Origin of the sequence: Paracoccus sp. pheM1 (assembly GCF_018499825.1) — a bacterium.
Taxonomy (GTDB): Bacteria; Pseudomonadota; Alphaproteobacteria; order Rhodobacterales; family Rhodobacteraceae; genus Paracoccus; species Paracoccus versutus.
Map to the genome: position 1 here is coordinate 2,712,083 of NZ_JAGXCX010000001.1, position 21,273 is coordinate 2,733,355.

The window sequence follows — 21,273 nt, forward strand, 5'->3', positions numbered from 1 at the left end:
TACCATGAGCAAGCAGATTCTGCGTATCCTTCTGACCGGCCTTGCCCTTGCCGCGCCCCTGGCGGTGCAGGCGCAGGATCATCTGCCCAACCTGTTCGACGTCACCGTGGTCGAGACCTGGGACACGCTGAACGTGCGCGAGGCGCCGGACGGCAAGGCCAAGGTCATCGGCCGGCTCGCCTCGACCGCCAAGGGCGTGGAACTGCTTTCCCGCGACGCCAGCGGCAAATGGGGCCGGGTGAACGTGGGCGAGACCACGGGCTGGGTCGCGCTGCGCTTTCTCAAGCCGCAGGCGACGGTGTGGAAACCGGCCGAGCTGCCGCTGGCGCTGCATTGCAGCGGGACCGAGCCCTTCTGGTCGGTCAAGACCGTGCAGAAGGGGTTGGTCTTCAGCGAGCCCGACCAGCCCGAGCGCCAGCTTTCGCTGCGCAAGGTCATGGATCGCGGCATCGAGGGCGAGCCCACGCGCGGCATCATCGCCGGCGACGACAAGGGCCGGCTGACCGCCTTCCTGCGGCCCGAGCAATGTTCGGACGGCATGTCGGACCGCAGCTATGCCCTGGCCGTCGCGGTGATCCTGGACGGGCAGGAGCAGCCCTCGCGCATGCTGACGGGCTGCTGCTCGATCGCGCCCTAGCAGGCTGCTGAAAAAGTCCTGGCGACAGGACAGAGGGGGCGGGGAACCGGGAAATCCGCCTCAAATTTGCCGAAAACACCTCATTTCCAGGCCGATATTAGCTGGATCCAGAACGATTTCCGCTGCGTCGCCCTCTCAAAATCCTTTTTCAGCAGCCTGCTAGGCCTCGATCCCCTCGGCGCGGGCCAGCGCGGCCAGCCCGGCGCGATTGGGGATCGACGTCTCCTATACGGCCGAGGCCTCGGCGCGGGCCAGCGCGGCCAGCCCGGCGCGATAGTCGGGATAGCGCAGGGTCACGCCCAGCTCGCGCTTGATGCGGTCGTTGGCGACGCGCTTGTTCTCGGCATAGAAGCTGCGCGCCATGGGGGTCATCTCGGCGCTCGCGTAATCCTCGGCGGGGGGCAGGGGCAGGCCCAGCAGCTCCGCGGCATGGCCGATCACCGCCTCGGGCGGGGCCGGGTCGTCGTCGCAGACATTGTAGATCGCGCCCGGCCGCGGCGCGTGGATCGAGGCCAGCAGCACCTGGGCGATGTCCTCGGCATGGATGCGCGAGAAGACCTGGCCGGGCTTGACGATGCGCCGCGCCGTGCCCGCCCTGACCTTGGCAAAGGGGCCGCGCCCCGGCCCATAGATCCCGGCCAGGCGAAAGATGTGCAGCGGCAGGCCGTGTTCGGCGGCGAGCCGCTGCCAGCCCTGCTCGGCCGCGACCCGCTCGCGCCCGCGCCGGGTCGAGGGGGTGCAGGGCGTGTCCTCGTCCACCCAGCCGCCGTCCCGGTCGCCATAGACGCCGGTGGTGGAAAGATAGCCCAGCCAGCGCGGCTGCGCCGCCGCGATCTCGGCCCCGAAGGCGGCCAGGACCGGGTCCGCGCCCTGTTCCGGCCCGACCGAGACCAGGATCGCGTCGGCCTGGGCGATGGCGCGGCGCACGTCATCCTCTTGCCCCGGCCAGCGCAGCGGCTGGGCGCCGGCCTGCGCCACGCGATCGGTGGCGGTGCGGGTGGTGCCGGTGACATGCCAGCCCTCGGCCAGCAGCAGGGGCGTCAGGAAGCCGGCGGAATAGCCGTGGCCGAAAACCAGCATCCTCGTCATGCGCGCGCCCGCAGGATCTCGGCCGCCATGGCGAAGGAGCGGTGCCGCGCGGCCTGGTCGTAGATATTGCCGACCAGGATCAGCTCGTCGGGCTGGTGGCGGGCGATCAGCCGGTCCAGTTCGGCGGCGACGGTGTCGGGGCTGCCGACGGCGCTGACCGCCAGCGCGGCGTTGACCGTGGGCAGGATGCGCACCGGGATCGCCTCGAGCACGTCGTCGACCGGGGGCGGCAGCAGGCCCGGCATGCCCAGCCGCAGCCGGGCGAAGCTGATCTGCTGGCTGCTGCGCAGCCGCTGCGCCTCGGCGTCGCTGTCGGCGACGATGACGTTCACCGCCAACATGAAGCGCGGCGCCTGGCCGAACTCGGTGGGCTGGAACCGCTCGCGGTAAAGCCGCAGCGCGTCCTCGAGGTCGCCGGGGGCGAAATGGCTGGCGAAGGCATAGGGCAGGCCAAGCGCCGAGGCGAGGCTCGCGCCGTAAAGCGACGAGCCGAGGATCCAGACCGGGACATTCGTGCCCTGGCCCGGATGGGCCGCGACCGGGACGCCGGGGCGGGGCGGGCCGAGATAATGCATGAGTTCGACCACGTCGTTCGGGAAATCCTGGTTGCCCTGCAGGGACCGGCGCAGCGCATGCATCACCGCCCCGTCGCCGCCCGGCGCGCGGCCCAGGCCCAGGTCGATGCGCGGCCCGTGGATCGTCGCCAGCGTGCCGAACTGTTCGGCGATGGCCAGGGGCGCGTGGTTGGGCAGCATGACGCCGCCGGCGCCGACGCGGATCGTCCGGGTATGGTCCGCCACATGGCCGATCAGCACCGAGGTGGCGGCACTGGCGATGCCGGGCATGTTGTGATGTTCCGCCAGCCAGAAGCGGCTGTAGCCCCAGCCCTCGGCGGCTTGCGCCAATGCCACGGAATTGGCGATGGCCCGGCGCGCGTCCGAGCCCTCGGCCACCACCGCCAGATCGAGAATGGAAAATTCCATGCGCATCACTCCTTTGCCTTCCCCAGATAAGGCGTCCGGTGCCGGCTTGCCAGCCCGCCGCCGCGCTGGCACTCTCCGCCGAAACTGGAGAGCGCGCATGTTGACCGACAGCCGGAGACTTCCCATCGAGACGCCCGAGCCCGCCGAGCGCGTCTATTTCGACGACCCGGCCGCTGCCGTCGCCCGGCTGGTCGAGCTTTACGAGCGCGCCTCGCATTTCCTGCTGGACCATTTCCTTGCCACGCTGAAGGGCGGCCGGCCGGCGGCGCGCTATCGCGCCTTCTACCCGGAACTGCGCATGACGGTGCCGATCCATTCCAAGACGGATTCGCGCCTGTCCTTCGGCCATGTCGCGCTACCGGGCACCTATTCGACCTCGATCACCCGGCCGGACCTGTTCCGCGGCTACCTGACCGAGCAGATCGGGCTTTTGATGCGCAACCACGGCGTGCCGGTGGCGATCGGCGAAAGCGGCACGCCGATGCCGGTGCATTTCGCCGTGGCCACGCAAAGCGACCTGAACGTGCCGCAGGAAGGCGTGCTGGACTATTCGCTGCGCGACGTCTTCGACGTGCCGGACCTGAACACGATGAACGACGACATCGTCAACGGCACAGCCGGGCCGAACCCGGACGGCAGCCATCCGCTGTCGCCCTTTACCGCGCAGCGCGTCGACTACTCGCTGGCGCGGCTGGCGCATTACACCGCGACCCTGCCCGAGCATTTCCAGAATTTCGTGATGTTCACGAACTATCAGTTCTACGTGGACGAGTTCGAGCTTTTCGCCCGCCGGGCGCTGGCCGATCCGCATTCGGGCTATACCGAGTTCGTCGCGCCGGGCAACCAGGTCCTGGAACGCCCCGAGGACATCATCGCCACCGGCGCCAAGATGCCGCAGATGCCGGCCTATCACCTCAAGCGCGCCGACGGCGACGGCATCACCCTGGTCAATATCGGCGTCGGCCCCTCGAACGCCAAGACCGCGACCGACCATATCGCGGTGCTGCGCCCGCATGCCTGGCTGATGGTCGGCCATTGTGCCGGGCTGCGCAACAGCCAGAGCCTGGGCGATTTCGTCCTGGCCCATGCCTATCTGCGCGAGGATCACGTGCTGGACGACGACCTGCCGGTCTGGGTGCCGATCCCGGCCCTGGCCGAGGTGCAGGTCGCCCTGCAAGAGGCGGTGGCCGAGGTCACGCAGCTGGAGGGCTATGAGCTCAAGCGCATCATGCGCACCGGCACGGTGGCCACCATCGACAACCGCAACTGGGAATTGCGCGACCAGTCCGGCCCGGTGCAGCGGCTGTCGCAATCGCGCGCCATCGCGCTGGACATGGAAAGCGCCACCATCGCCGCGAACGGGTTCCGCTTTCGCGTGCCCTATGGCACGCTCCTGTGCGTCAGCGACAAGCCGCTGCACGGCGAGTTGAAGCTGCCCGGCATGGCCACGGATTTCTATCGCACCCAGGTCGCGAACCACCTGCTGATCGGCATCCGGGCCATGGAAAAGCTGCGCGAGACGCCGTTGGAGCGCATCCACTCGCGCAAGTTGCGCTCGTTCAACGAGACCGCCTTTCTCTAGAATAGGGCCCTTGGCGACGAATTTCGCAGCGTTTGCTGGGGAAAGACGCCGAAAAAGCTTGATCTGCGCTTAAAAAGCTTGTGTAGCGGCAAGCGTGCCGCCAAGGTGGCGTCCGAAAATTTCCCGAACGGGGAACAACGAGGAGACAGAATATGGCCCAGGCCGCTTCGAAACCGATGACCAAGACCCAGCTCGTCGCCACGCTGGCCGATGAAATGGGCAGCGACAAGAAGACCGCCGCGGCGGCTCTGGACGCGCTTTCGGCCGTCGTGTCGCGCACGGTCGCCGAAGGTGGTGCCGTCACCCTGCCGGGCATCGGCAAGGTTGCCTGCCGCACCCGCCCCGAGCGTCAGGTCCGCAATCCGCAAACCCAGGAGATGATGACGAAGCCCGCCGACAAGGTGGTCAAGGTCACCATCGCCAAGGCGCTGAAGGACAGCGTGAACGCCTGATCCCGGCTTTCGCCGCAGAAGGGGCCGCGCATGACCTGCGCGGCTTCTGTCGTTTCCGGCCCTTGCGCCCGCCGGCCCATCTGCTAGCCCATGGGGGTGCGGGCAGGGGGGGCGACATGGATTTCAGGGCCATTCTGATGGGCTTCGGCTTTGCGGTCGTCTGGGCCTCGGCCTTTACCTCGACGCGCATGATCGTCACGGCCGCGCCGCCGCTGACCGCGCTGGTCATCCGCTTCGGCCTGTCGGCCATGGTTGCGATCCCGCTGGCCCGCGCCATGGGCCAGAACTGGCGCCTCAGCCGCGCCGAATGGCGCACGGTGGTCCTGTTCGGCCTGTGCCAGAACGCGCTTTACCTGGGCTTCAGCTGGGTCGCGATGCAATATGTCGAGGCATCCGTCTCGGCCATCATCGCCTCGATGATGCCGCTGGCCGTGGCCTTCCTGGGCTGGCTGCTCTATGCCGAGCGGCTGCGCCCCATCGCCGTGGCCGGGCTGGTCGCGGGGGTGGCCGGCGTCACGCTGATCATGGGGGTGCGGCTCCGGCACGGGCTGGACGTGCCGGGGGTGATCCTGTGCCTGATCGGCATGGTGGCGCTGACCTTTGCCACGCTGGCGGCGCGCGGGGCCGGGGGCAGCCGCAACATGATGATGATCGTCGGGCTGCAGATGGCGGTCGGCGCCGGCCTGCTGCTGGTCCCGGCCGTGCTGATGGAATGGGGCCGCCCGGTGGAATGGAGCGCGGGCCTGCTCTGGGCCTTTGCCTATACGGTGATCGCGCCGGGCATCGGCGCGACCTGGCTGTGGTTCCGGCTGGTCAACCGCATCGGCGCGGTGCGGGCGGCGACCTTTCATTTCCTGTCGCCGATCTTCGGCGTCGCCATCGCCGCCGCTTTGCTGGGCGAGCGGTTCGGCGCCTCGGACGTGATCGGCGCGCTGATCGTGGCGGCGGGCATCTTGATGGTGCAGCTGGCCAAGCTGCCCGCCGCCGCCGCGGCGCCTCAGCCGTCCAGTTCCGCCGCCCGCGCCATCGAGGGGCGCGACTGAACCCGCCGCGCCCAGTCGTCGATGGCGGGCGTGCGCGGCATCCCCTCGCCAAAGAACAGGAAGGGGCTGGCGATCAGCAGGTCGGCGCCCGAGAAGCGGTCGCCCAGCAGCCAGGGCTGCTTGCCCAGCACCTCGTCCAGCCGCCGGATCGCGGTGTCGTAGTCGCGGAAGGTCGCCTCCAGCGCCGGATGTTGGATCTTGAAGAAGTTCAGGATCGCCACCGGCTCCAGCACGCCCTGATACCAGCTGAGCCAGCTCAGATACTGGCCGCGCCTGGGATCGCCCGGCAGCGGGCCCAGCCACGCCTCGGGGAACATGTCGGTCAGATACAGGATGATGGCGCCGCGTTCGCGCACGTGATCCTCGCCATCGACCAGATAGGGGACCTTGCCCTCGGGATGCGGGTTCGCCGGGTCGCGCCCGCCCGAGCCGTCCTGGCGCGGGATCGTGACATGGCGGATCTCGACCTTGTCGAGGATGCCCAGTTCCTCCAGCAGGGCAAGGATGCTCGACGAGCGGCTTTTCGGGGCGTGGTATAGGGTCGGCATCTTGGCCTCCTGTGTTGACGGGGGCAGAATGGCGCAGGGCCCCTGACAGAAGGTGACAGCATGTCCCGCACCGACCGGCTGATGCGCCTGATGGATGCGCTGCGCCGCCTGCCCGCGCCGGTGACGGCCGCGCGGCTGGCCGAGGAGACCGGCGTCTCGCGCCGCCAGCTTTACCGCGACATCGCCACGCTGCGCGCCGGCGGCGCGTTGATCGACGGCGAGGCGGGGCTGGGCTATGCGCTGACCGAAGACCCGGCCCTGCCGCCGCAAAGCTTTTCGCGGCTGGAGATCGAGGCACTGCTGCTGGCCGTCTCGGGCCTGCGCACGCTGGGCGATCCCGAACTGACCCGCGCGGGCGAGGATGCGCTGGCCCGCATCATCGCCACCCTGCCCGAAAGCCAGGGCCGGCACGCCATGCACACCACCATGCGCCTGTTTCGCGAACCGGCGCAGCGTCCCAGCCCGCAGGTGGACATGGCGCTGCTGCGCGAGGCGCTGTGGGAAGAGCGCAGCCTGGTCATCGACTATCTCGACCTGCAGGACGCCGCCACGACGCGCGAGATCTGGCCCTTGGGCCTCAGCTACAGCGACAATCACATGATGCTGCTGGCGCATTGCACGCTGCGGCAGGATTTCCGCACCTTTCACGTGCCGCGCATCCGGGCCATGCGTCCCGGCGGCACCAGCTTTCGCCCGCGCCGGGTGGCCCTGGTGCGGGACTATATCTCGCGCCCCTGCGCTAGGCGGCCGCAACCGGGGTGAAGATCGCGGTGGCGCGGTCGCAGCGGTAATGCGCCAGGTGGTCGGCCGCGTGGTCGGCCAGGTCGCAGACGGCATCCAGGATCGCCTCGACCTCGGCGCGCGGGGCCGCCCAGCACAGGTTCAGCCGCACGAAGCCGGGCTTCTCGATCTCGTCCCCGGCCAGGATCGCGGCGCGCAGCCGGGCCGAATCCTCGGGGCCCAGCCCCAGCAGGTGATGGACATAGGGCCCGGCGCAGGCGCAGCCGCCGCGCGCCTGCACGCCGTAAAGGTCCGACAGCATCCGCGTCGCCAGCTGCTGGTGGACAAAGCCGCCCCGCCCGTCGCGGATGCGGAAGCTGAAGAAGGGCAGGCGCGGCGCGTCCGGGTTGCCCAGCAGCTCGATCCGCGGATGGTTCCGCAGCCGCGCCATCCCCAGCGCCAGCCATTCGGCATTGCGCGCGTCGATGGCGTCCTGCCCCACGGCGGCCTTGGTCAGAAAGACCAGCGCGGCGCGGATGTCGCCGATCACGTTCGGGGTGCCGCCTTCCTCGCGCGCCTCCAGCGACGGTGCATAATCGTGGCCCTGGGGCGAGACGAAGCGCACCGTGCCGCCGCCGGGCAGGGTGGGGCGACCGGCCAGCACCGCGTCGCGGCGCAGGATCAGGACGCCCGAGGCGCCCGGCCCGCCGATGAACTTGTGCGGCGAGATCGCCACCGCATCCATGCCCAGCCGCATGTCGATGGGCAGATAGGGCGCGCCGCCGGCCTGGTCCCAGACCACCCTGGCCCCCGCCGCCTTCAGGATGCGCGTGACCTCGGCCATGTCGGTCAGCGTGCCGGTGACGTTCGAGGCGGCCGAGAAGCTGCCGATCACCGGGCCGCCCGCGCGCGCCAAAACCTGCCGCAGCGCCGCCAGGTCCGGCCCGCCGGTCGCGGCCTCGGGGATCGTCACCACCTCGGCCCCGCTTTCGCGCCAGGGCAGGATGTTCGAGTGATGCTCGTAAGGCCCGATCAGCACCGTCGTTCCCGGCCCGGCGGCCATGAGATGCACCAGCCGGTTGATGCCCTGCGTCGCGCCCGAGCCGGTGAAGATCACCGCATGTTCCGCCCCGGCATGGGTGCAAAAGCCGATCGCCTCGCGCGCCGCGCGGCGCATCCGGGTCATGGTGCCGCCGCAATGGCTGGCCTCGGTATGGCTGTTGGCATACCAGGGCAGGACGTTCTCCATCACCCAGTCCTCGATGGGCCGCAGCGCCCGGCCCGAGGCGATGTAATCGGCATAGATCATCCGGCGCGGCCCGAAGGGGCCGTCGATCATCGCGTCGCGGCCGATCACGCCGTCATGGATCACCTGCATCGGGTCGTCGCCCAGCCGGGCGAGATAGCTGTCGAAAGGCGGCATCGGGTTCCTCGTCTTCATGCGCGCATCTTGACCCGCCGCTGGCGAGAAATCATTCTGAATATCTGCCAGTATCCCACTGATCGGTTGTCAAATGAACGACAAGATCTTTTCCATCGACGAAATCGACAACCGCCTTCTGGCGCTGCTGCAACGCGATGCCGGCCTGTCGCAGCGCGAGCTGGCTGAGCGGGTGGGCCTGTCGCAGAACGCCTGCTGGCGGCGCCTGCAGCGGCTGACCGAGGCCGGCGTGCTGCAAGGCAGCCGCGCCGTCATCGACGCGGCGGCGCTGGGGCTGGGGCTGACGGTCTTTGTCATGATCCGCACCCGCCATCATGACGACGCCTGGGCGCGGCGCTTTCGCGCCCGCATCGAATCGCTGCCGCAGATCACCGAGTTCCACCGCATCGGCGGCGAATGGGACTATATGGCCAAGGCGGTGGTGGGCGGCATGGCGGGCTATGACGCGCTTTACAAGCAACTGATCGCCGACATGGATCTGGAACGCGTCACCGGCGTTTTCTCGATGGAGACGATCTTCGAGGGCCGGCCGCTGGCGCCGGCTTGATTTTCACGAAATGTTCTACATCTTCGGGTCATGCGCGCCGATTCCATCCTGTTCCCGACCGAAGCCGGCCTTTTCTGCCCCGAGGGCGGCTTTCACATCGACCCGCTGCGTCCGGTCGAGCGCGCGCTGATCACCCATGGCCATTCCGACCACGCCCGTTTCGGCCATGGCGCGGTCATGGCCACGGCCGAGACGCTGGAGATCATGCGGCTGCGCATGGGCGACGGCTTTGCCGGCGCGACCCAGCTGGCCGAGGCCGAGACGCGCATCGGCGGCGTCGCCGTCGGCTTCCACCCGGCCGGTCATGTGCTGGGATCGAGCCAGATCTCTGTCGAGGCCGGCGGTTGCCGCATCGTCGTCTCGGGCGATTACGCGCGCCAGCCGAACCCGACCTGCGCGCCCTTCCAGCCGGTGCCCTGCGACGTCTTCGTGACCGAGGCGACCTTTGGCCTGCCGGTATTCCGCTTTCCCGACCCGGCGGTGCAGGTGGCCAAGCTGCTGGCCAGCATGGCCGAGTTTCCCGACCGCCCGCACCTGATCGGCGCCTATGCGCTGGGCAAGGCGCAGCATGTCATCGCGCTGCTGCGCGAGGCCGGCTATGACGCGCCCATCGCCATCCATGGCGCGCTGAAGGCGCTGTGCGATTTCTACACCTCCCGCGGCATCGACCTGGGCGCGCTGGTGCCCGCCACGGCCGAGGATGTGGCGGCGCAGCTGGTGATCGCCCCGCCCTCGGCATTCGCCAGCCCCTGGGTGCAGCGGTTCCGCGACCCGGTGATCGGCTTTGCCTCGGGCTGGATGGCGGTGCGGGCGCGGGCGCGGCAGCGCGGGGTCGAACTGCCGCTGGTCATCAGCGACCATGTCGACTGGCCGGCGCTGACCGGCACGCTGGCTGAACTGGCGCCGTCCGAGGTCTGGGTCACGCATGGCGCCGAAGAGGGCGTGATGCGCTGGTGCGAACTGGCGCAGATCCCCGCCCGGCCGCTGCGGCTGGTCGGCTACGAGGACGAGGCGGAATGAAGGGTTTTGCCGCCCTGCTGGAACGGCTGGCCTTCACGCCGGCGCGCAATGTCAAGCTGCAGCTTTTGCAGCACTATCTGGAACGCACGCCGGACCCGGATCGCGGCTGGGCCCTGGCGGCGCTGACCGGCGATCTGGAGTTGCGCCGGGTCACGCCCTCGCTTCTGCGGGCCCTGGCGGCCGAGCGGGTGGACGCCGAGCTCCTGGCGCTGAGCTATGATTTCGTCGGCGACCTGGCCGAGACCATCGCGCTGGTCTGGCCCGAGGGGGCCGAGGACGACCCCTCGCTGTCCCAGGCGGTGGCCTTGTTGCAGGGCACCGGCAAGGCGGCGCTGCCCGGCGCCATCGCTGCGTTGCTGGACCGGCTGGGCCCGTCCGAGCGGCTGGCCTTCCTGAAGCTCGCCACCGGCAACCTGCGCGTGGGCGTCTCGGCCCGCATGGCGCGGATGGCGCTGGCGGCGATGGGCGTGCCCTCGGTCCCCGAGATCGAGGAGATCTGGCACGGGCTTACGCCGCCCTATGCGCCGCTGTTCGGCTGGCTGGGCGGTGGGGCGCGGCCGGAAAGCGCGGCGCTGGCGCCGTTTCGCCCGGTGATGCTGTCGACGCCGACCGACCTGGACGAATTGCGGGCGCTGGAGCCCGGCGATTATTTCGCGGAATGGAAATGGGACGGCATCCGCGTGCAGGCGGTGGCCGAAGGCGGCATGCGGCGGCTGTATTCCCGCAGCGGCGAGGACATCTCGCACGCCTTTCCCGACGTGATCGAGGCGATGGATTTCCACGGCAGCGCCGATGGCGAGCTGATCGTGCGCCGCGAGGGCGAGGTCGCGCCCTTCGGCGAGTTGCAAAAGCGGCTGAACCGCAAGACCGTCGGCAAGGGCCTGTTGGCCAGCCACCCGGCGGGCTTGCGGCTTTACGACCTGCTGCTGTGGGACGGCCGCGACCTGCGTGCCGAGCCGCTGGAGGCGCGCCGCAGGGTGCTGGAGGCGGTGGATTTCGGCGCCCGCATCGACATCTCGCCGCTGTTGGACTTCGCCACCTGGGAAGACCTGGCCGCGCTGCGCGCCGAGCCGCCCGCGGCGGTGATCGAGGGGGTGATGGTCAAGCGCCGCGATTCGACCTATGTCGCCGGCCGGCCGCGCGGGCCCTGGTTCAAGTGGAAGCGCGACCCGATGGTGGTGGACGCGGTGCTGATCTATGCGCAGCGCGGCCATGGCAAGCGCTCGGGCTTTCATTCCGACTTCACCTTTGGCCTGTGGGACGGCGGTGAACTGGTGCCGGTCGGCAAGGCTTATTTCGGTTTTACCGATGCCGAGCTGCGCGAGCTGGATCGCTTCGTGCGCCAGAACACCGTCGAGCGTTACGGGCCGGTGCGGGCGCTGGCGCCGAAGCTGGTGGTCGAGGTGGCCTTCGAGGGGCTGAACCGCTCGGCCCGGCACCGTTCGGGCGTGGCCATGCGCTTTCCCCGCATCAGCCGCATCCGCTGGGACAAGCCGGCGGCCGAGGCGGACCGGCTGGAAACGCTCGAGGCGATGCTGTGATCCTGCCACCCGCGTTCCAGGACTGGTTCGCGCGCCAGGGCTGGCAGCCGCATCCGCATCAGCTGGCGCTGCTGGCGGCGACGGGCGACAGCCTGCTGATCGCGCCGACCGGCGGCGGCAAGACGCTGGCGGGGTTCCTGCCCTCGCTGGTGGAGCTGGCGCAGGTGGCGCGGCCGGATGGGTATTTGGGCAACAGAGAAGCGGCACGGGGCGGGCTGCATACGCTTTACGTCTCGCCGCTGAAGGCATTGACTGCCGATATCGGCCGCAACCTGGCGCGGCCGGTGGCCGCACTGGGGCTGGGGGTGCGGGTCGAGGACCGGACCGGCGATACCGGGCAGAGCCAGCGCCGGCGCCAGCGCGTCGATCCGCCCGAGATCCTGCTGACCACGCCCGAGAGCCTGGCCCTGATGCTGAGCTATCCCGAGGCGCCGGCGATCTTTGGCGGATTGCGCCGGGTGGTGCTGGACGAATTGCACGCCCTGGCGGAAAGCAAGCGCGGCGACCAGCTGATGCTGGGCCTGGCGCGGCTGCGGGCCTTGTCGCCGGGGCTGCGGGTGACGGGCCTGTCGGCGACGGTCGAGGATCCGCAGGCGCTGGCCGGGTTCATGGCAGGCGCCGCGTCGGTGACGGTGGTCGAGGCCGATCCCGGCCCCGATCCCGACATCGCCATGCTGGCCACCGTGCGGCCCGCGCCCTGGTCCGGCGGTGGCGGGCATCATGCCATCCCCGAGGTGCTGGCGGCGGTGAAGGCTGCGCGCACCACCATCATCTTCATCAATACCCGCGCCCAGGCCGAGCTGTTCTTCCAGGCGCTTTGGGCCGCGAATGACGAGAACCTGCCCATCGGGTTGCACCACGGCAGCCTGGCGCGCGAGCAGCGCGCGCGGGTCGAGGCGGCGATGGCGGCGGGCGAATTGCGTGCCGTGGTCGCGACCGGCAGCCTGGACCTGGGCATCGACTGGGGCGCGGTGGACCTGGTGATCCAGGTCGGCGCGCCCAAGAACGTCAAGCGGCTGGTGCAGCGCATCGGTCGGGCGAACCATCGCTATAATGCGCCCTCGAAGGCGCGGATCGTGCCGGCGAACCGTTTCGAGCAGATCGAATGCGTCGCCGCGCTGGAGGCGGTGCGGGCGCGCGACCTGGATGGCGATCCGCGCGGGCCGGGGCCGCTCGATGTGCTGTGCCAGCATATCCTGCTGACCGCCTGCGCCGCACCCTTCGACGCCGATGCGCTTTATGCCGAGGTCGCCACCGCCGGCCCCTATCGCGGGCTTTCCCGCGCCGATTTCGACGCCTGCCTGGATTTCGCCGCGACCGGCGGCTATGCCCTGCGCGCCTATGACCGCTGGCAGCGGCTGATGCTGCGCGGGGGCCTGTGGCATCTGCGCGACGCGCGGGCGGCGAAGCTGCTGCGGATGAATGTCGGCACCATCGTCGAGGCCGAGATGATGAAGGTCCGCCTGCGCGGCCGCGGCGGCGCGCCCCTGGGCGAGGTCGAGGAAGCCTTTGCCGCCAGCCTGACGCCGGGCGACAGCTTCCTGATCGGCGGGCGGGTGGTGCGCATGGACGCGATGCGCGAGATGGTGATCGAGGTCACGCCCGACCCGACGCGGCAGCCCAAGATCGCGGTCTATTCCGGCGTCAAGCTGGCCATGTCCACGCAGCTTTCGCATCGGGTGCTGGCGCTGATCGGCGATCCGTCGCGGCACGATGCCTTGCCCGCGCAGACGCGGGACTGGCTGGGCTTGCAGGCCGAGGTCTCGGCCCTGCCGGAACCGGGGCTGCTGCTGTCCGAAAGCTTTCCCCATGCCGGGCTGTGGCATTTCGCGCTTTACGGTTTCGCCGGTCGCAATGCCTTGCAGACGCTGGGCCTGCTGCTGACCCGCGAGATGGAGGAGGAGGGGCTGGGCCCGCTGGGTTTCCTGTCGACCGATTACGCGCTGCTGGTCTGGTCGCTGGACCCGCTGTGCGATCCCGCGCCGCTGCTGGACCGGGCGCGGCTGCGGGCGGGCCTGGGCGACTGGCTGGGCGGGAATGCGGTGATGAAGCGCACCTTCCGCAATGTCGCCACCGTCGCCGGGCTGATCCAGCGCAACATGCCCGGCCAACGCAAGAGCGGGCGGCAGGCGACATTCTCCAGCGACATCCTTTACGACACCCTGCGCAAATACGACCCCGGCCACCTGATGCTGCGCATCACCGCCGAGGAGGCGGGGCGGGGCCTTGTCGATTTCGGCCGGATCGAGGAGATGCTGGACCGCTCGCCCCGGCGCGAGCATCGGATGCTGGACCGCGTCTCGCCCATGGCCGCGCCCTTGCTGCTGGAGGTCGGCCGGGTGCCGATCCGCGGCGAGGGCCGCGAGCGGCTGGCGCAAATCGAGGCCGAGGCACTGATGCGCGACGCCGGGCTGGAAGGGATCGCATGAGCGGATACGTCTTTGATTTCCATGGCTTGCGGCTGGAGGCGCGAGCCTCGGGCGTGCTGTGGTGGGGGGCGGGCGGCTGGCTGGTCGTGGCCGACCTGCATCTGGGCAAGTCCGAGCGCATGGCCCGGCGCGGCGGCCCGCTGCTGCCGCCCTATGAGGGGCTGGCGACGCTGGAGCGGCTGGCGGCCGAAATCGCGGCGCTGGACCCGCAGGTGGTGGTCAGCCTGGGCGACGGTTTCGACGACCTGGCGGCGGCCGAGGCGCTGGACCCGTTGGTCGCCGGCGCCCTGGTCCGGCTGGCGCAGGGGCGGGACTGGGTCTGGATCGGCGGCAACCACGATCCCGGCGCACCGGCGGGCCTGCCGGGCCGGGCGGCGGACAGCCTGCGGCTGGGCCGGGTCACGCTGCGGCACCAGGCGGGGCAGGGGCCGGACATATCGGGCCATTTCCACCCCGCCGTGCGGCTGGCCGGAGAGCGGAGGCGCGCCTTCCTGCTGGGCGGCGATCACCTGCTGCTGCCGGCCTTCGGCGCCTATACCGGCGGGCTTTTGCAGGACGATCCGGCGCTGGCGGCGCTGGTGCCGCAGGGGCTGGCCATCGCTTGCGGCGCCCGCGCCATCCCGCTGCCGTTGGGCCGCCGACGGTCGTGAGAAACGAAAAAGAGCCGCCCCAGGGCGACCCTTTCCCGTCCGTGGAGCCGGATCAAGCGTTCGGGGTCAGAACTTGAAGTTCAGGCCCAGTTTCAGGTTGTGATAGTCGGGGGTGGCCTGAGTCGATGCCGTTTCACTATTGAGAGTGAAGGTGCGCGTGGATTTGCCGAAGTTGGCATATTCATATTCGCCCGTTACCGACATGCGATCGTTCAGCTTCTTTTCGACGCCAAGGCCCAGGATATAGCCGCTCTGCTTGTAATTCGCCTCGTCGCTGAAGGAACCGCCTGCGTCATCCGTGGCAGCGACCCGATACTCGATATCGGCCCTGGCAAGGCCTGCCACGCCATAGACCAGCAGGTCGGGCTGAACCGCATAGCCGGTCTTGACGCGCAGGGCCAGGACGCTCTTGACCTTGGAGGACACATCGGTCGAGCCGTCGTATGCGTTGTCATAGGTCAGCACGTCGTCGATATTGCCGCCTTCAAAGCCCAGTTCCGGGCCGAACACCCAGCGGTTGCGCTGCCAGCGATAGCCGATGCGCAGCCCGGCATTGGCGCCGCTAAGCTCAAGCTTGCCGGCGGTGCCCAGATAGCCGCCTGGGATCTCGGTGAAGCCCACGTATTCGCCCTCGCCGAAGGCATAGCCCAGCGTCACACCGGCATAGCCGCCGGCCCATTCGCCGGCGGGGACTTCGACGATCGGGGCGGTGACGCCGCTGTCAACGATCGGCGGTGTAAAACCTCCCGCATTCGCGGCCAAAGCGGCGGCCAGCGTCAGCGAGGCGGCGGCCGCAGTGGCGTGAAGGGCGTTCATCCGAACAGCGCACATGTCCACATCTCCTATGCGTGATGCCTATAGAAGGTCCAAAATCCCCGGCATCAAAATCAATTAACAACTCGGCCTGCGGTCGGAAGGCCGCAAGCGGCGCCTGAAGGCGCCGCCGTTTTGTGGCGCAGATCGCGACATGATAGCAACAATAAAACTAAAGATCGTGTAAAATTTAAGGGGCTTGTGGCACCATTGGCACCATTAAGCCCTATATGTCCAGATTCTCCACGCTCAGGGCGTTCTGCTGGATGAAATCGCGGCGCGGTTCGACCACATCGCCCATCAGCTTGGTGAAGATGTCGTCGGCCTCGCCCAGATCCTCGACCCGCACCTGCAGCATGGTGCGCGCCGCCGGGTCCAGCGTGGTTTCCCAAAGCTGCTCGGGGTTCATCTCGCCCAGGCCCTTGTAGCGTTGCAGCGACAGGCCCTTTTCGCCCTCCAGGAAGATGGCTTGCAGCAGGCTCATCGGGCCGTGGATCGGGATGCCGCGATCCTTGCGGATCAGCTGCGCCGGCTGGCCATAGACCTCGTGCAGCGCATCGGTCATGGCGCCCAGCCGCCGGCTTTCGGCGCTGCGCAGCATCGGGCCGTCCAGGGTCCGGCTTTCCTCGACGCCCCGCAGCAGCCGGGTCAGGCGGATGCCGGCATCCTGGGTCGGGCGGCCGGTCCAGCCGCGCTCGTATTCCTCGGCGATCAGGTCCAGCCGCTGGGCCACGGCATTGGCCACGCCCTGCGCATCGGCATCGACCCGGCCCTGCACCAGCGCGCCGGCGATGGCGGCCTGCTCGGTGATATGGGGTGGGTAATGCGTCGGATAGGCGCGCAGGATGCGGCGCACGGTGCGCGCCTCCTCGACCACGCGGGCCAGGTCGGCGCCGGTCAGGGTCTCGCCATTGCCCAGCCGCAGGCTGGCGCCGTCGATGCCCTGCTCGATCAGGTAGTCCTCCAGTGCCGCCTCGTCCTTGAGATAGACCTCGGACCGGCCGCGGCTGACCTTGTAGAGCGGCGGCTGCGCGATATAGAGATGCCCCGCCTCGATCAGCTCGGGCATCTGCCGGAAGAAGAAGGTCAGCAGAAGCGTGCGGATATGCGCGCCGTCCACGTCGGCATCGGTCATGATGACGATCTTGTGGTAGCGCAGCTTGCCCAGGTTGAACTCGTCCCGGCCGATGCCGGTCCCCAGCGCGGTGATCAGCGTGCCGATCTGGTCGCTCGACAGCATCCGGTCGAAGCGTGCCCGCTCCACGTTCAGGATCTTGCCGCGCAAGGGCAGCACCGCCTGGTTCTGGCGCGAGCGGCCCTGCTTGGCGGACCCGCCGGCCGAATCGCCCTCGACGATGAACAGCTCCGACAGCGCCGGATCCTTTTCCTGGCAATCGGCCAGCTTGCCGGGCAGGCTGGCCACGTCCATCGCGGTCTTGCGCCGCGTCAACTCGCGCGCCTTGCGCGCCGCCTCGCGCGCCAGCGCCGCCTCGACGATCTTGCCCAGGATGGATTTCGCCTCGGCCGGGTTCTCCTCGAACCATTCGGCCAGCTTCTCGCCCACCAGCCCCTCGACCGCGGGACGCACCTCCGAGGAGACCAGCTTGTCCTTGGTCTGGCTCGAGAATTTCGGGTCCGGCACTTTCACCGACAGCACGCAGGTCAGCCCCTCGCGCGCGTCGTCGCCGGTGAAATCGACCTTTTCCTTGCGCGCCTGGGCATTGGTCTGCGCGTAATTGTTGATGACGCGGGTCAGCGCGCCGCGGAAGCCGGCCAGATGCGTGCCGCCGTCGCGCTGCGGGATATTGTTGGTAAAGGGCAGCACCGTCTCGTGGTAGCTGTCGTTCCACCACATCGCCACCTCGATGCCGATGCCGCCGCGCTCGCCGGTGATGAAGATCGGCTCGGGCATGACCGGGGTTTTCGAGCGGTCGATGAACTTCACGAATTCCCGCACGCCGCCTTCATAGAAAAGCTCGGTCCGCAGCGGTTCGGCATGGCGCTCGTCCTCCAGGATGATGCGCACGCCCGAGTTCAGGAAGGCCAGCTCCCGCAGCCGGTTCTCCAGCACCTTGTAGCTGAAGTCGCGGTTCGAGAAGGTGCCGTCCGCCCGGTCCTCCTTGGACGAGGCCAGGAAACGCACCTCGGTGCCCTTTTCGCCCGGCTCGGCATCGCCGACCACGCGCAGGTGCTCGACGGTGTCGCCGTTCTCGAAGCGGGCGTAATGTTCCTTGCCGCCCCGCCAGATGCGCAGCTCCAGCCAGTCCGACAGCGCGTTGACGACCGAGACGCCGACGCCGTGCAACCCGCCCGAGACCTTGTAGCTGTTCTGGTCGAACTTGCCGCCGGCATGCAGCTGGGTCATGATGACCTCGGCCGCGCTGACCCCTTCGGTCGGGTGCATGTCCACCGGGATGCCGCGGCCGTTGTCGCGCACCGAGACGCTGCTGTCGGCGTGAATCCTCACCCGCACGAAATCGGCATGTCCGGCCAGCGCCTCGTCGATGCCGTTGTCCACGACCTCATAGACCATGTGATGCAGGCCCGAGCCGTCGTCGGTATCGCCGATATACATGCCGGGACGCTTGCGCACGGCTTCCAGGCCCTTGAGAACCTTGATGGAATCGGCGCCGTAGTCGGAGGTCTGGGGGGCGGGTTCGGTCATTGTCTTCTTATCCTGCCTTGGACTCGCATCTTATAGTGTGCGCCGCACGGAATGTCACGGGAAAGCCACAAGATTTAGCGGCTTCCCACCGGCCGGCGCCCCCGCCATGCCCGCCGTGCCGCGCGCCCGGCCATCCGGCGCGAAACCTCCGGCTTCTTCGTTCCCCAAATACCCATGCCGCCCGCCCCGCCAGGCGCTCCGCCCGCCGCCTTGTCCTTGGGCTTTCACCGTTTCCCAAATACTCCCGCCCGGCGCGCATTGTGCTCCGTCCCGTCCGGCCTGCCACCCTCTCGGGCGATACCCAGGCCGGTTCAAGCCAGCCCGTCCTCGTCCAGCAGGGTCCGGCCGTCGCGGCTCTCGATCTCGATCACCCACAGGTCGGGGTCGCGGGCGATGTTGCGGGCGATCCCGGCGTCGATCTCGCGCTCCTCGGCCTCGTTCAGCTGCAGCCAGGCCCGCCGGTCGGTCTCGAAATCCCATTCCCGGATCCACAGGCTCGCCCGGCCGTCCAGCGTGGCGCATTTCACCATCACGCTGCCGGCGGTGTCGTCGCCATGCCGGGTGACATAGGCCGGGATGCCGGCCAGCCCCAGCCGGCGCAGATAGGCCGCGACCCAGACGCCGGCGGCCAGGCGCGGCTCAGGCATCGGGCGCCTCAGGCATCGCCGTCGCGGAAATCGAGGCCCATCTCGTTATAGCGCTCGGCCTCGTCCAGCCAGTTCTCGCGCACCTTCACCTGCAGGAACAGGTGGACCGGGCGGCCCATGAACTCGGCCAGCTCGGCCCGCGCCGCCTGGCCGATGGCCTTGATCGTCTCGCCGCCCTTGCCCAGGACGATGCCCTTGTGGCCGGGGCGGGCGACATAGACGATCTGGTCCACGCGGGCCGAGCCGTCCTTGCGCTCTTCCCATTTCTCGGTTTCCACCGTCAGCTGATAGGGGATTTCCTCGTGCAGGCGCAGGGTCAGCTTTTCGCGGGTGATCTCGGCGGCGATCATGCGCATCGGCAGGTCGGCCACCTGGTCCTCGGGGTAGAGCCACGGCCCCTCGGGCACTTCCTGCGCCAGCCAGTCCAGCAGGTCGTCGCAGCCATAGCCCTTTTCGGCCGAGATCATGAAGGTGCGGGTAAAGTCGAAGGCGGCATTCAGCTGTTGCGACAGCGCCAGCAGCGCCTCGGACTTCACCCGGTCGATCTTGTTGATGACCAGCGCCACCGGGGTCTGGCCGGCATGCTGGCGCAGGTTGTCGATGATCGCCTGCGCGCCGTCGGTCAGCCCGCGATGCGCCTCGATCAAGAGCAGGATCACATCGGCATCGGCCGCGCCCCCCCAGGCCGCCTTGACCATCGAGCGGTCGAGCCTGCGGCGCGGGCGAAAGATGCCGGGCGTGTCGACGAAGACGATCTGGCTGTCCCCTCGCATGGCGATGCCGCGGATGCGGGCGCGGGTGGTCTGCACCTTATGCGTCACGATCGAGACCTTGGCCCCGACCATCCGGTTCAGCAGGGTGGATTTCCCGGCATTCGGCTCGCCGATCAGGGCGACGAAGCCCGCGCGTGTCTGGGTCATGGCGTTCTTTCGATCTGTTCCAGCATGGCGCTGGCGGCGGCCTGCTCGATGCTGCGTTTGGTGCCCCTGCCGCTGGCGGCCGCCTCGCGGCCGTCGTCCAGCCGGACGGTGATCTGGAATTCCGGCGCATGGTCGGGGCCGCTGCGCGCGGTCTGGATATAGCGCGGCGGGCTCATGCCCTGCGCTTGCGCCCATTCCTGAAGCGCGGTCTTGGCGTCGCGCGCATCGCTTTCGACATTGGCGAGCCGGCTTGCCCATAGGCGCAGCACCAGTTGGCGCGCCGCCTCGAAGCCGGCATCCAGATAGACGGCGGCGATCACCGCCTCCATCGCATCGGCCAGCAGCGCCTCCTTGCGCCGGCCGCCCGACAGCATCTCGGAGCGGCCGAGCTTCAGCACCTCGCCCAGCCCGATCTCGCGGGCGACGGCGGCGCAGGTCTCGCCCTTGACCAGCGTGTTGTAGCGCGGCGCAAGCTGGCCTTCGGTCGCGGCGTGGTCGGCCGAGAACAGCGCCTCGGCGATGGTCAGGCCCAGCACGCGGTCGCCCAGGAATTCCAGCCGCTGGTTGTCGGGCCGGGTGGCGCTGGCGATCGAGCCATGGGTCAGGGCGCGGCGCAGCAGGTCGGGGCGCGAGAATTCGTGCCCCAGCCGTTCCGAGAATGCGCGCAGGTCTGCGGAAATCTTCATGTCGCGATCCTGCCACGGCGCGGGGCGCCGCGGCAATTCTTCCCTTAGTCCACGGCCTTCAGGAAACGGTCTGCCCGCCAGGTCCAGAAATACAGCAGCGACTTGCCGGCCGAGGAGAACATGATCCGGTCGGCGCGCCCGATCAGGTATTCCGCCGGCACCATGCCGACGCCGCCCACCGCCGCCGGCCAGCGCGAGTCGCCGGAGTTGTCGCGGTTGTCGCCCAGGAAGAAGTAGTTCCCCTCGGGCACGGTGAACTCGGCGGTATTGTCGCCGGGCCCGTTGTCGAAGATGTTCAGCACGTCATGCGTGCGCCCGTTGGGCAGCGTCTCGGTGTGGCGGTCCTTTTCGCAGGCGGCGCCCTCGGGGACCGGCTCGTTGCGGCATTTCGGCAGGCTTTGCTGCGGGCCCTGCGGGGCATAGGGTTCGGTGAAGGTGCCGGCGGGCTGCTGCGGCACCTCCTGCCCGTTGATCCACAGCACGCCGTTCCTCATCTGGATGCGGTCGCCGGGCAGGCCGATCACCCGCTTGATGAAATCGTCGCCCCGCGTCGGATGGCGAAAGACCACGACATCGCCGCGCTCGGGCTCGGAGCCCAGGATGCGGCCCGAGATCGGGCAGATCGCGAAGGGGCAGGACACCCGCGAATAGCCATAGGCCATCTTGTTCACGAACAGGAAGTCGCCGATCAGCAGCGTGTCCTTCATGCTGCCCGAGGGAATCCAGAACGGCTGGAAGAACAGGGTGCGGAACACGCCCGCGATCACCAGCGCCCAGAAGATGGTCTTGACGGTTTCCCAGATGCCGCCATCCTTGCGGGCTTCGCTTTTGGCCATGGATGCCATTCCCTTCATCGGCAA

Annotated in this window: 20 protein-coding genes; 10 read left to right on the forward strand and 10 right to left on the reverse strand. The window is 68.9% G+C overall.

The window, feature by feature from the left end; genetic code table 11:
* The first annotated feature begins 4 nt into the window (after positions 1-4).
* Positions 5-637 carry an SH3 domain-containing protein gene (locus KF941_RS13735; RefSeq protein WP_240540305.1) on the forward strand — a complete coding sequence of 211 codons (633 nt, stop codon included), beginning with the start codon at positions 5-7 and terminating at the stop codon, positions 635-637.
* Positions 638-862: 225 nt separating this feature from the next.
* Here the strand turns inward: KF941_RS13735 and KF941_RS13740 are convergent, their stop codons facing one another.
* Positions 863-1,726: an SDR family oxidoreductase gene (locus tag KF941_RS13740; RefSeq protein WP_214273599.1), complete on the reverse strand. Its 864-nt coding sequence runs from the start codon at positions 1,724-1,726 to the stop codon at positions 863-865.
* Positions 1,723-2,709: an LLM class flavin-dependent oxidoreductase gene (locus KF941_RS13745; protein WP_214273600.1), complete on the reverse strand. Its 987-nt coding sequence runs from the start codon at positions 2,707-2,709 to the stop codon at positions 1,723-1,725. The genes KF941_RS13740 and KF941_RS13745 overlap by 4 nt, the downstream gene beginning before the upstream one ends.
* A 97-nt stretch (positions 2,710-2,806) precedes the next feature.
* Between KF941_RS13745 and KF941_RS13750 the strand changes: the two genes are divergently transcribed.
* The 3 genes from KF941_RS13750 to KF941_RS13760 all read left to right on the forward strand — a co-directional run bounded on the left by KF941_RS13750 (position 2,807) and on the right by KF941_RS13760 (position 5,786).
* Positions 2,807-4,291 (forward strand): AMP nucleosidase, encoded by a 1,485-nt coding sequence (locus tag KF941_RS13750; RefSeq protein ID WP_036749994.1) that lies wholly within the window; start codon positions 2,807-2,809, stop codon positions 4,289-4,291.
* 152 nt (positions 4,292-4,443) lie between these two features.
* Positions 4,444-4,743, forward strand: a complete 300-nt coding sequence (locus KF941_RS13755) for an HU family DNA-binding protein (RefSeq protein ID WP_024845371.1) — start codon at positions 4,444-4,446, stop codon at positions 4,741-4,743.
* Positions 4,744-4,859: 116 nt separating this feature from the next.
* Positions 4,860-5,786, forward strand: coding sequence for a DMT family transporter (locus KF941_RS13760; RefSeq protein WP_214273601.1), 927 nt, complete (start codon positions 4,860-4,862; stop codon positions 5,784-5,786).
* Here KF941_RS13760 and KF941_RS13765 read toward each other — a convergent pair.
* Positions 5,741-6,334: a glutathione S-transferase family protein gene (locus tag KF941_RS13765; RefSeq protein ID WP_214273602.1), complete on the reverse strand. Its 594-nt coding sequence runs from the start codon at positions 6,332-6,334 to the stop codon at positions 5,741-5,743. The two genes, KF941_RS13760 and KF941_RS13765, sit on opposite strands and share 46 nt — an antisense overlap.
* A 60-nt stretch (positions 6,335-6,394) precedes the next feature.
* Between KF941_RS13765 and KF941_RS13770 the strand changes: the two genes are divergently transcribed.
* Positions 6,395-7,096: a YafY family protein gene (locus KF941_RS13770; RefSeq protein WP_036750003.1), complete on the forward strand. Its 702-nt coding sequence runs from the start codon at positions 6,395-6,397 to the stop codon at positions 7,094-7,096.
* Here KF941_RS13770 and KF941_RS13775 read toward each other — a convergent pair.
* Positions 7,074-8,495 (reverse strand): aminotransferase class V-fold PLP-dependent enzyme, encoded by a 1,422-nt coding sequence (locus tag KF941_RS13775; RefSeq protein ID WP_214273603.1) that lies wholly within the window; start codon positions 8,493-8,495, stop codon positions 7,074-7,076. The two genes, KF941_RS13770 and KF941_RS13775, sit on opposite strands and share 23 nt — an antisense overlap.
* Before the next feature lie 73 nt (positions 8,496-8,568).
* Here KF941_RS13775 and KF941_RS13780 point away from each other — a divergent pair, with 73 nt between their 5' ends.
* Genes KF941_RS13780 through pdeM form a run of 5 tightly spaced genes read left to right on the forward strand, consistent with a single transcriptional unit; the run spans position 8,569 to position 14,682 of the window.
* Positions 8,569-9,042 (forward strand): Lrp/AsnC family transcriptional regulator, encoded by a 474-nt coding sequence (locus KF941_RS13780; RefSeq protein WP_214273604.1) that lies wholly within the window; start codon positions 8,569-8,571, stop codon positions 9,040-9,042.
* Between the two features lie 30 nt (positions 9,043-9,072).
* Positions 9,073-10,062, forward strand: a complete 990-nt coding sequence (locus tag KF941_RS13785; RefSeq protein ID WP_214273605.1) for a ligase-associated DNA damage response exonuclease — start codon at positions 9,073-9,075, stop codon at positions 10,060-10,062.
* Positions 10,059-11,603: a cisplatin damage response ATP-dependent DNA ligase gene (locus KF941_RS13790; protein WP_214273606.1), complete on the forward strand. Its 1,545-nt coding sequence runs from the start codon at positions 10,059-10,061 to the stop codon at positions 11,601-11,603. Before KF941_RS13785 ends, KF941_RS13790 begins: the two co-directional genes overlap by 4 nt.
* Positions 11,600-14,032: a ligase-associated DNA damage response DEXH box helicase gene (locus tag KF941_RS13795; RefSeq protein ID WP_214273607.1), complete on the forward strand. Its 2,433-nt coding sequence runs from the start codon at positions 11,600-11,602 to the stop codon at positions 14,030-14,032. Before KF941_RS13790 ends, KF941_RS13795 begins: the two co-directional genes overlap by 4 nt.
* On the forward strand, positions 14,029-14,682 hold the full coding sequence (pdeM, locus tag KF941_RS13800; RefSeq protein WP_214273608.1) for a ligase-associated DNA damage response endonuclease PdeM: 654 nt from the start codon (positions 14,029-14,031) through the stop codon (positions 14,680-14,682). The genes KF941_RS13795 and pdeM overlap by 4 nt, the downstream gene beginning before the upstream one ends.
* A gap of 66 nt (positions 14,683-14,748) precedes the next feature.
* Here pdeM and KF941_RS13805 read toward each other — a convergent pair whose 3' ends face one another.
* From KF941_RS13805 to lepB, 6 genes are all read right to left on the reverse strand, one after another.
* Positions 14,749-15,513 (reverse strand): outer membrane beta-barrel protein, encoded by a 765-nt coding sequence (locus KF941_RS13805; protein WP_214273609.1) that lies wholly within the window; start codon positions 15,511-15,513, stop codon positions 14,749-14,751.
* 208 nt (positions 15,514-15,721) lie between these two features.
* The gene (gyrB, locus tag KF941_RS13810) at positions 15,722-18,160 is read right to left on the reverse strand and encodes a DNA topoisomerase (ATP-hydrolyzing) subunit B (RefSeq protein WP_214273610.1); all 2,439 of its coding nucleotides are present in this window, start codon (positions 18,158-18,160) and stop codon (positions 15,722-15,724) included.
* A gap of 311 nt (positions 18,161-18,471) precedes the next feature.
* Positions 18,472-18,807, reverse strand: coding sequence for a DUF1491 family protein (locus KF941_RS13815; protein WP_214273611.1), 336 nt, complete (start codon positions 18,805-18,807; stop codon positions 18,472-18,474).
* 8 nt (positions 18,808-18,815) lie between these two features.
* Positions 18,816-19,727, reverse strand: a complete 912-nt coding sequence (gene era, locus KF941_RS13820; protein ID WP_072463724.1) for a GTPase Era — start codon at positions 19,725-19,727, stop codon at positions 18,816-18,818.
* Positions 19,724-20,413: a ribonuclease III gene (rnc, locus tag KF941_RS13825; RefSeq protein ID WP_116221928.1), complete on the reverse strand. Its 690-nt coding sequence runs from the start codon at positions 20,411-20,413 to the stop codon at positions 19,724-19,726. The genes era and rnc overlap by 4 nt, the downstream gene beginning before the upstream one ends.
* Before the next feature lie 44 nt (positions 20,414-20,457).
* Positions 20,458-21,258, reverse strand: a complete 801-nt coding sequence (lepB, locus tag KF941_RS13830; RefSeq protein WP_036750036.1) for a signal peptidase I — start codon at positions 21,256-21,258, stop codon at positions 20,458-20,460.
* Between the last annotated feature and the right edge of the window lie 15 nt (positions 21,259-21,273).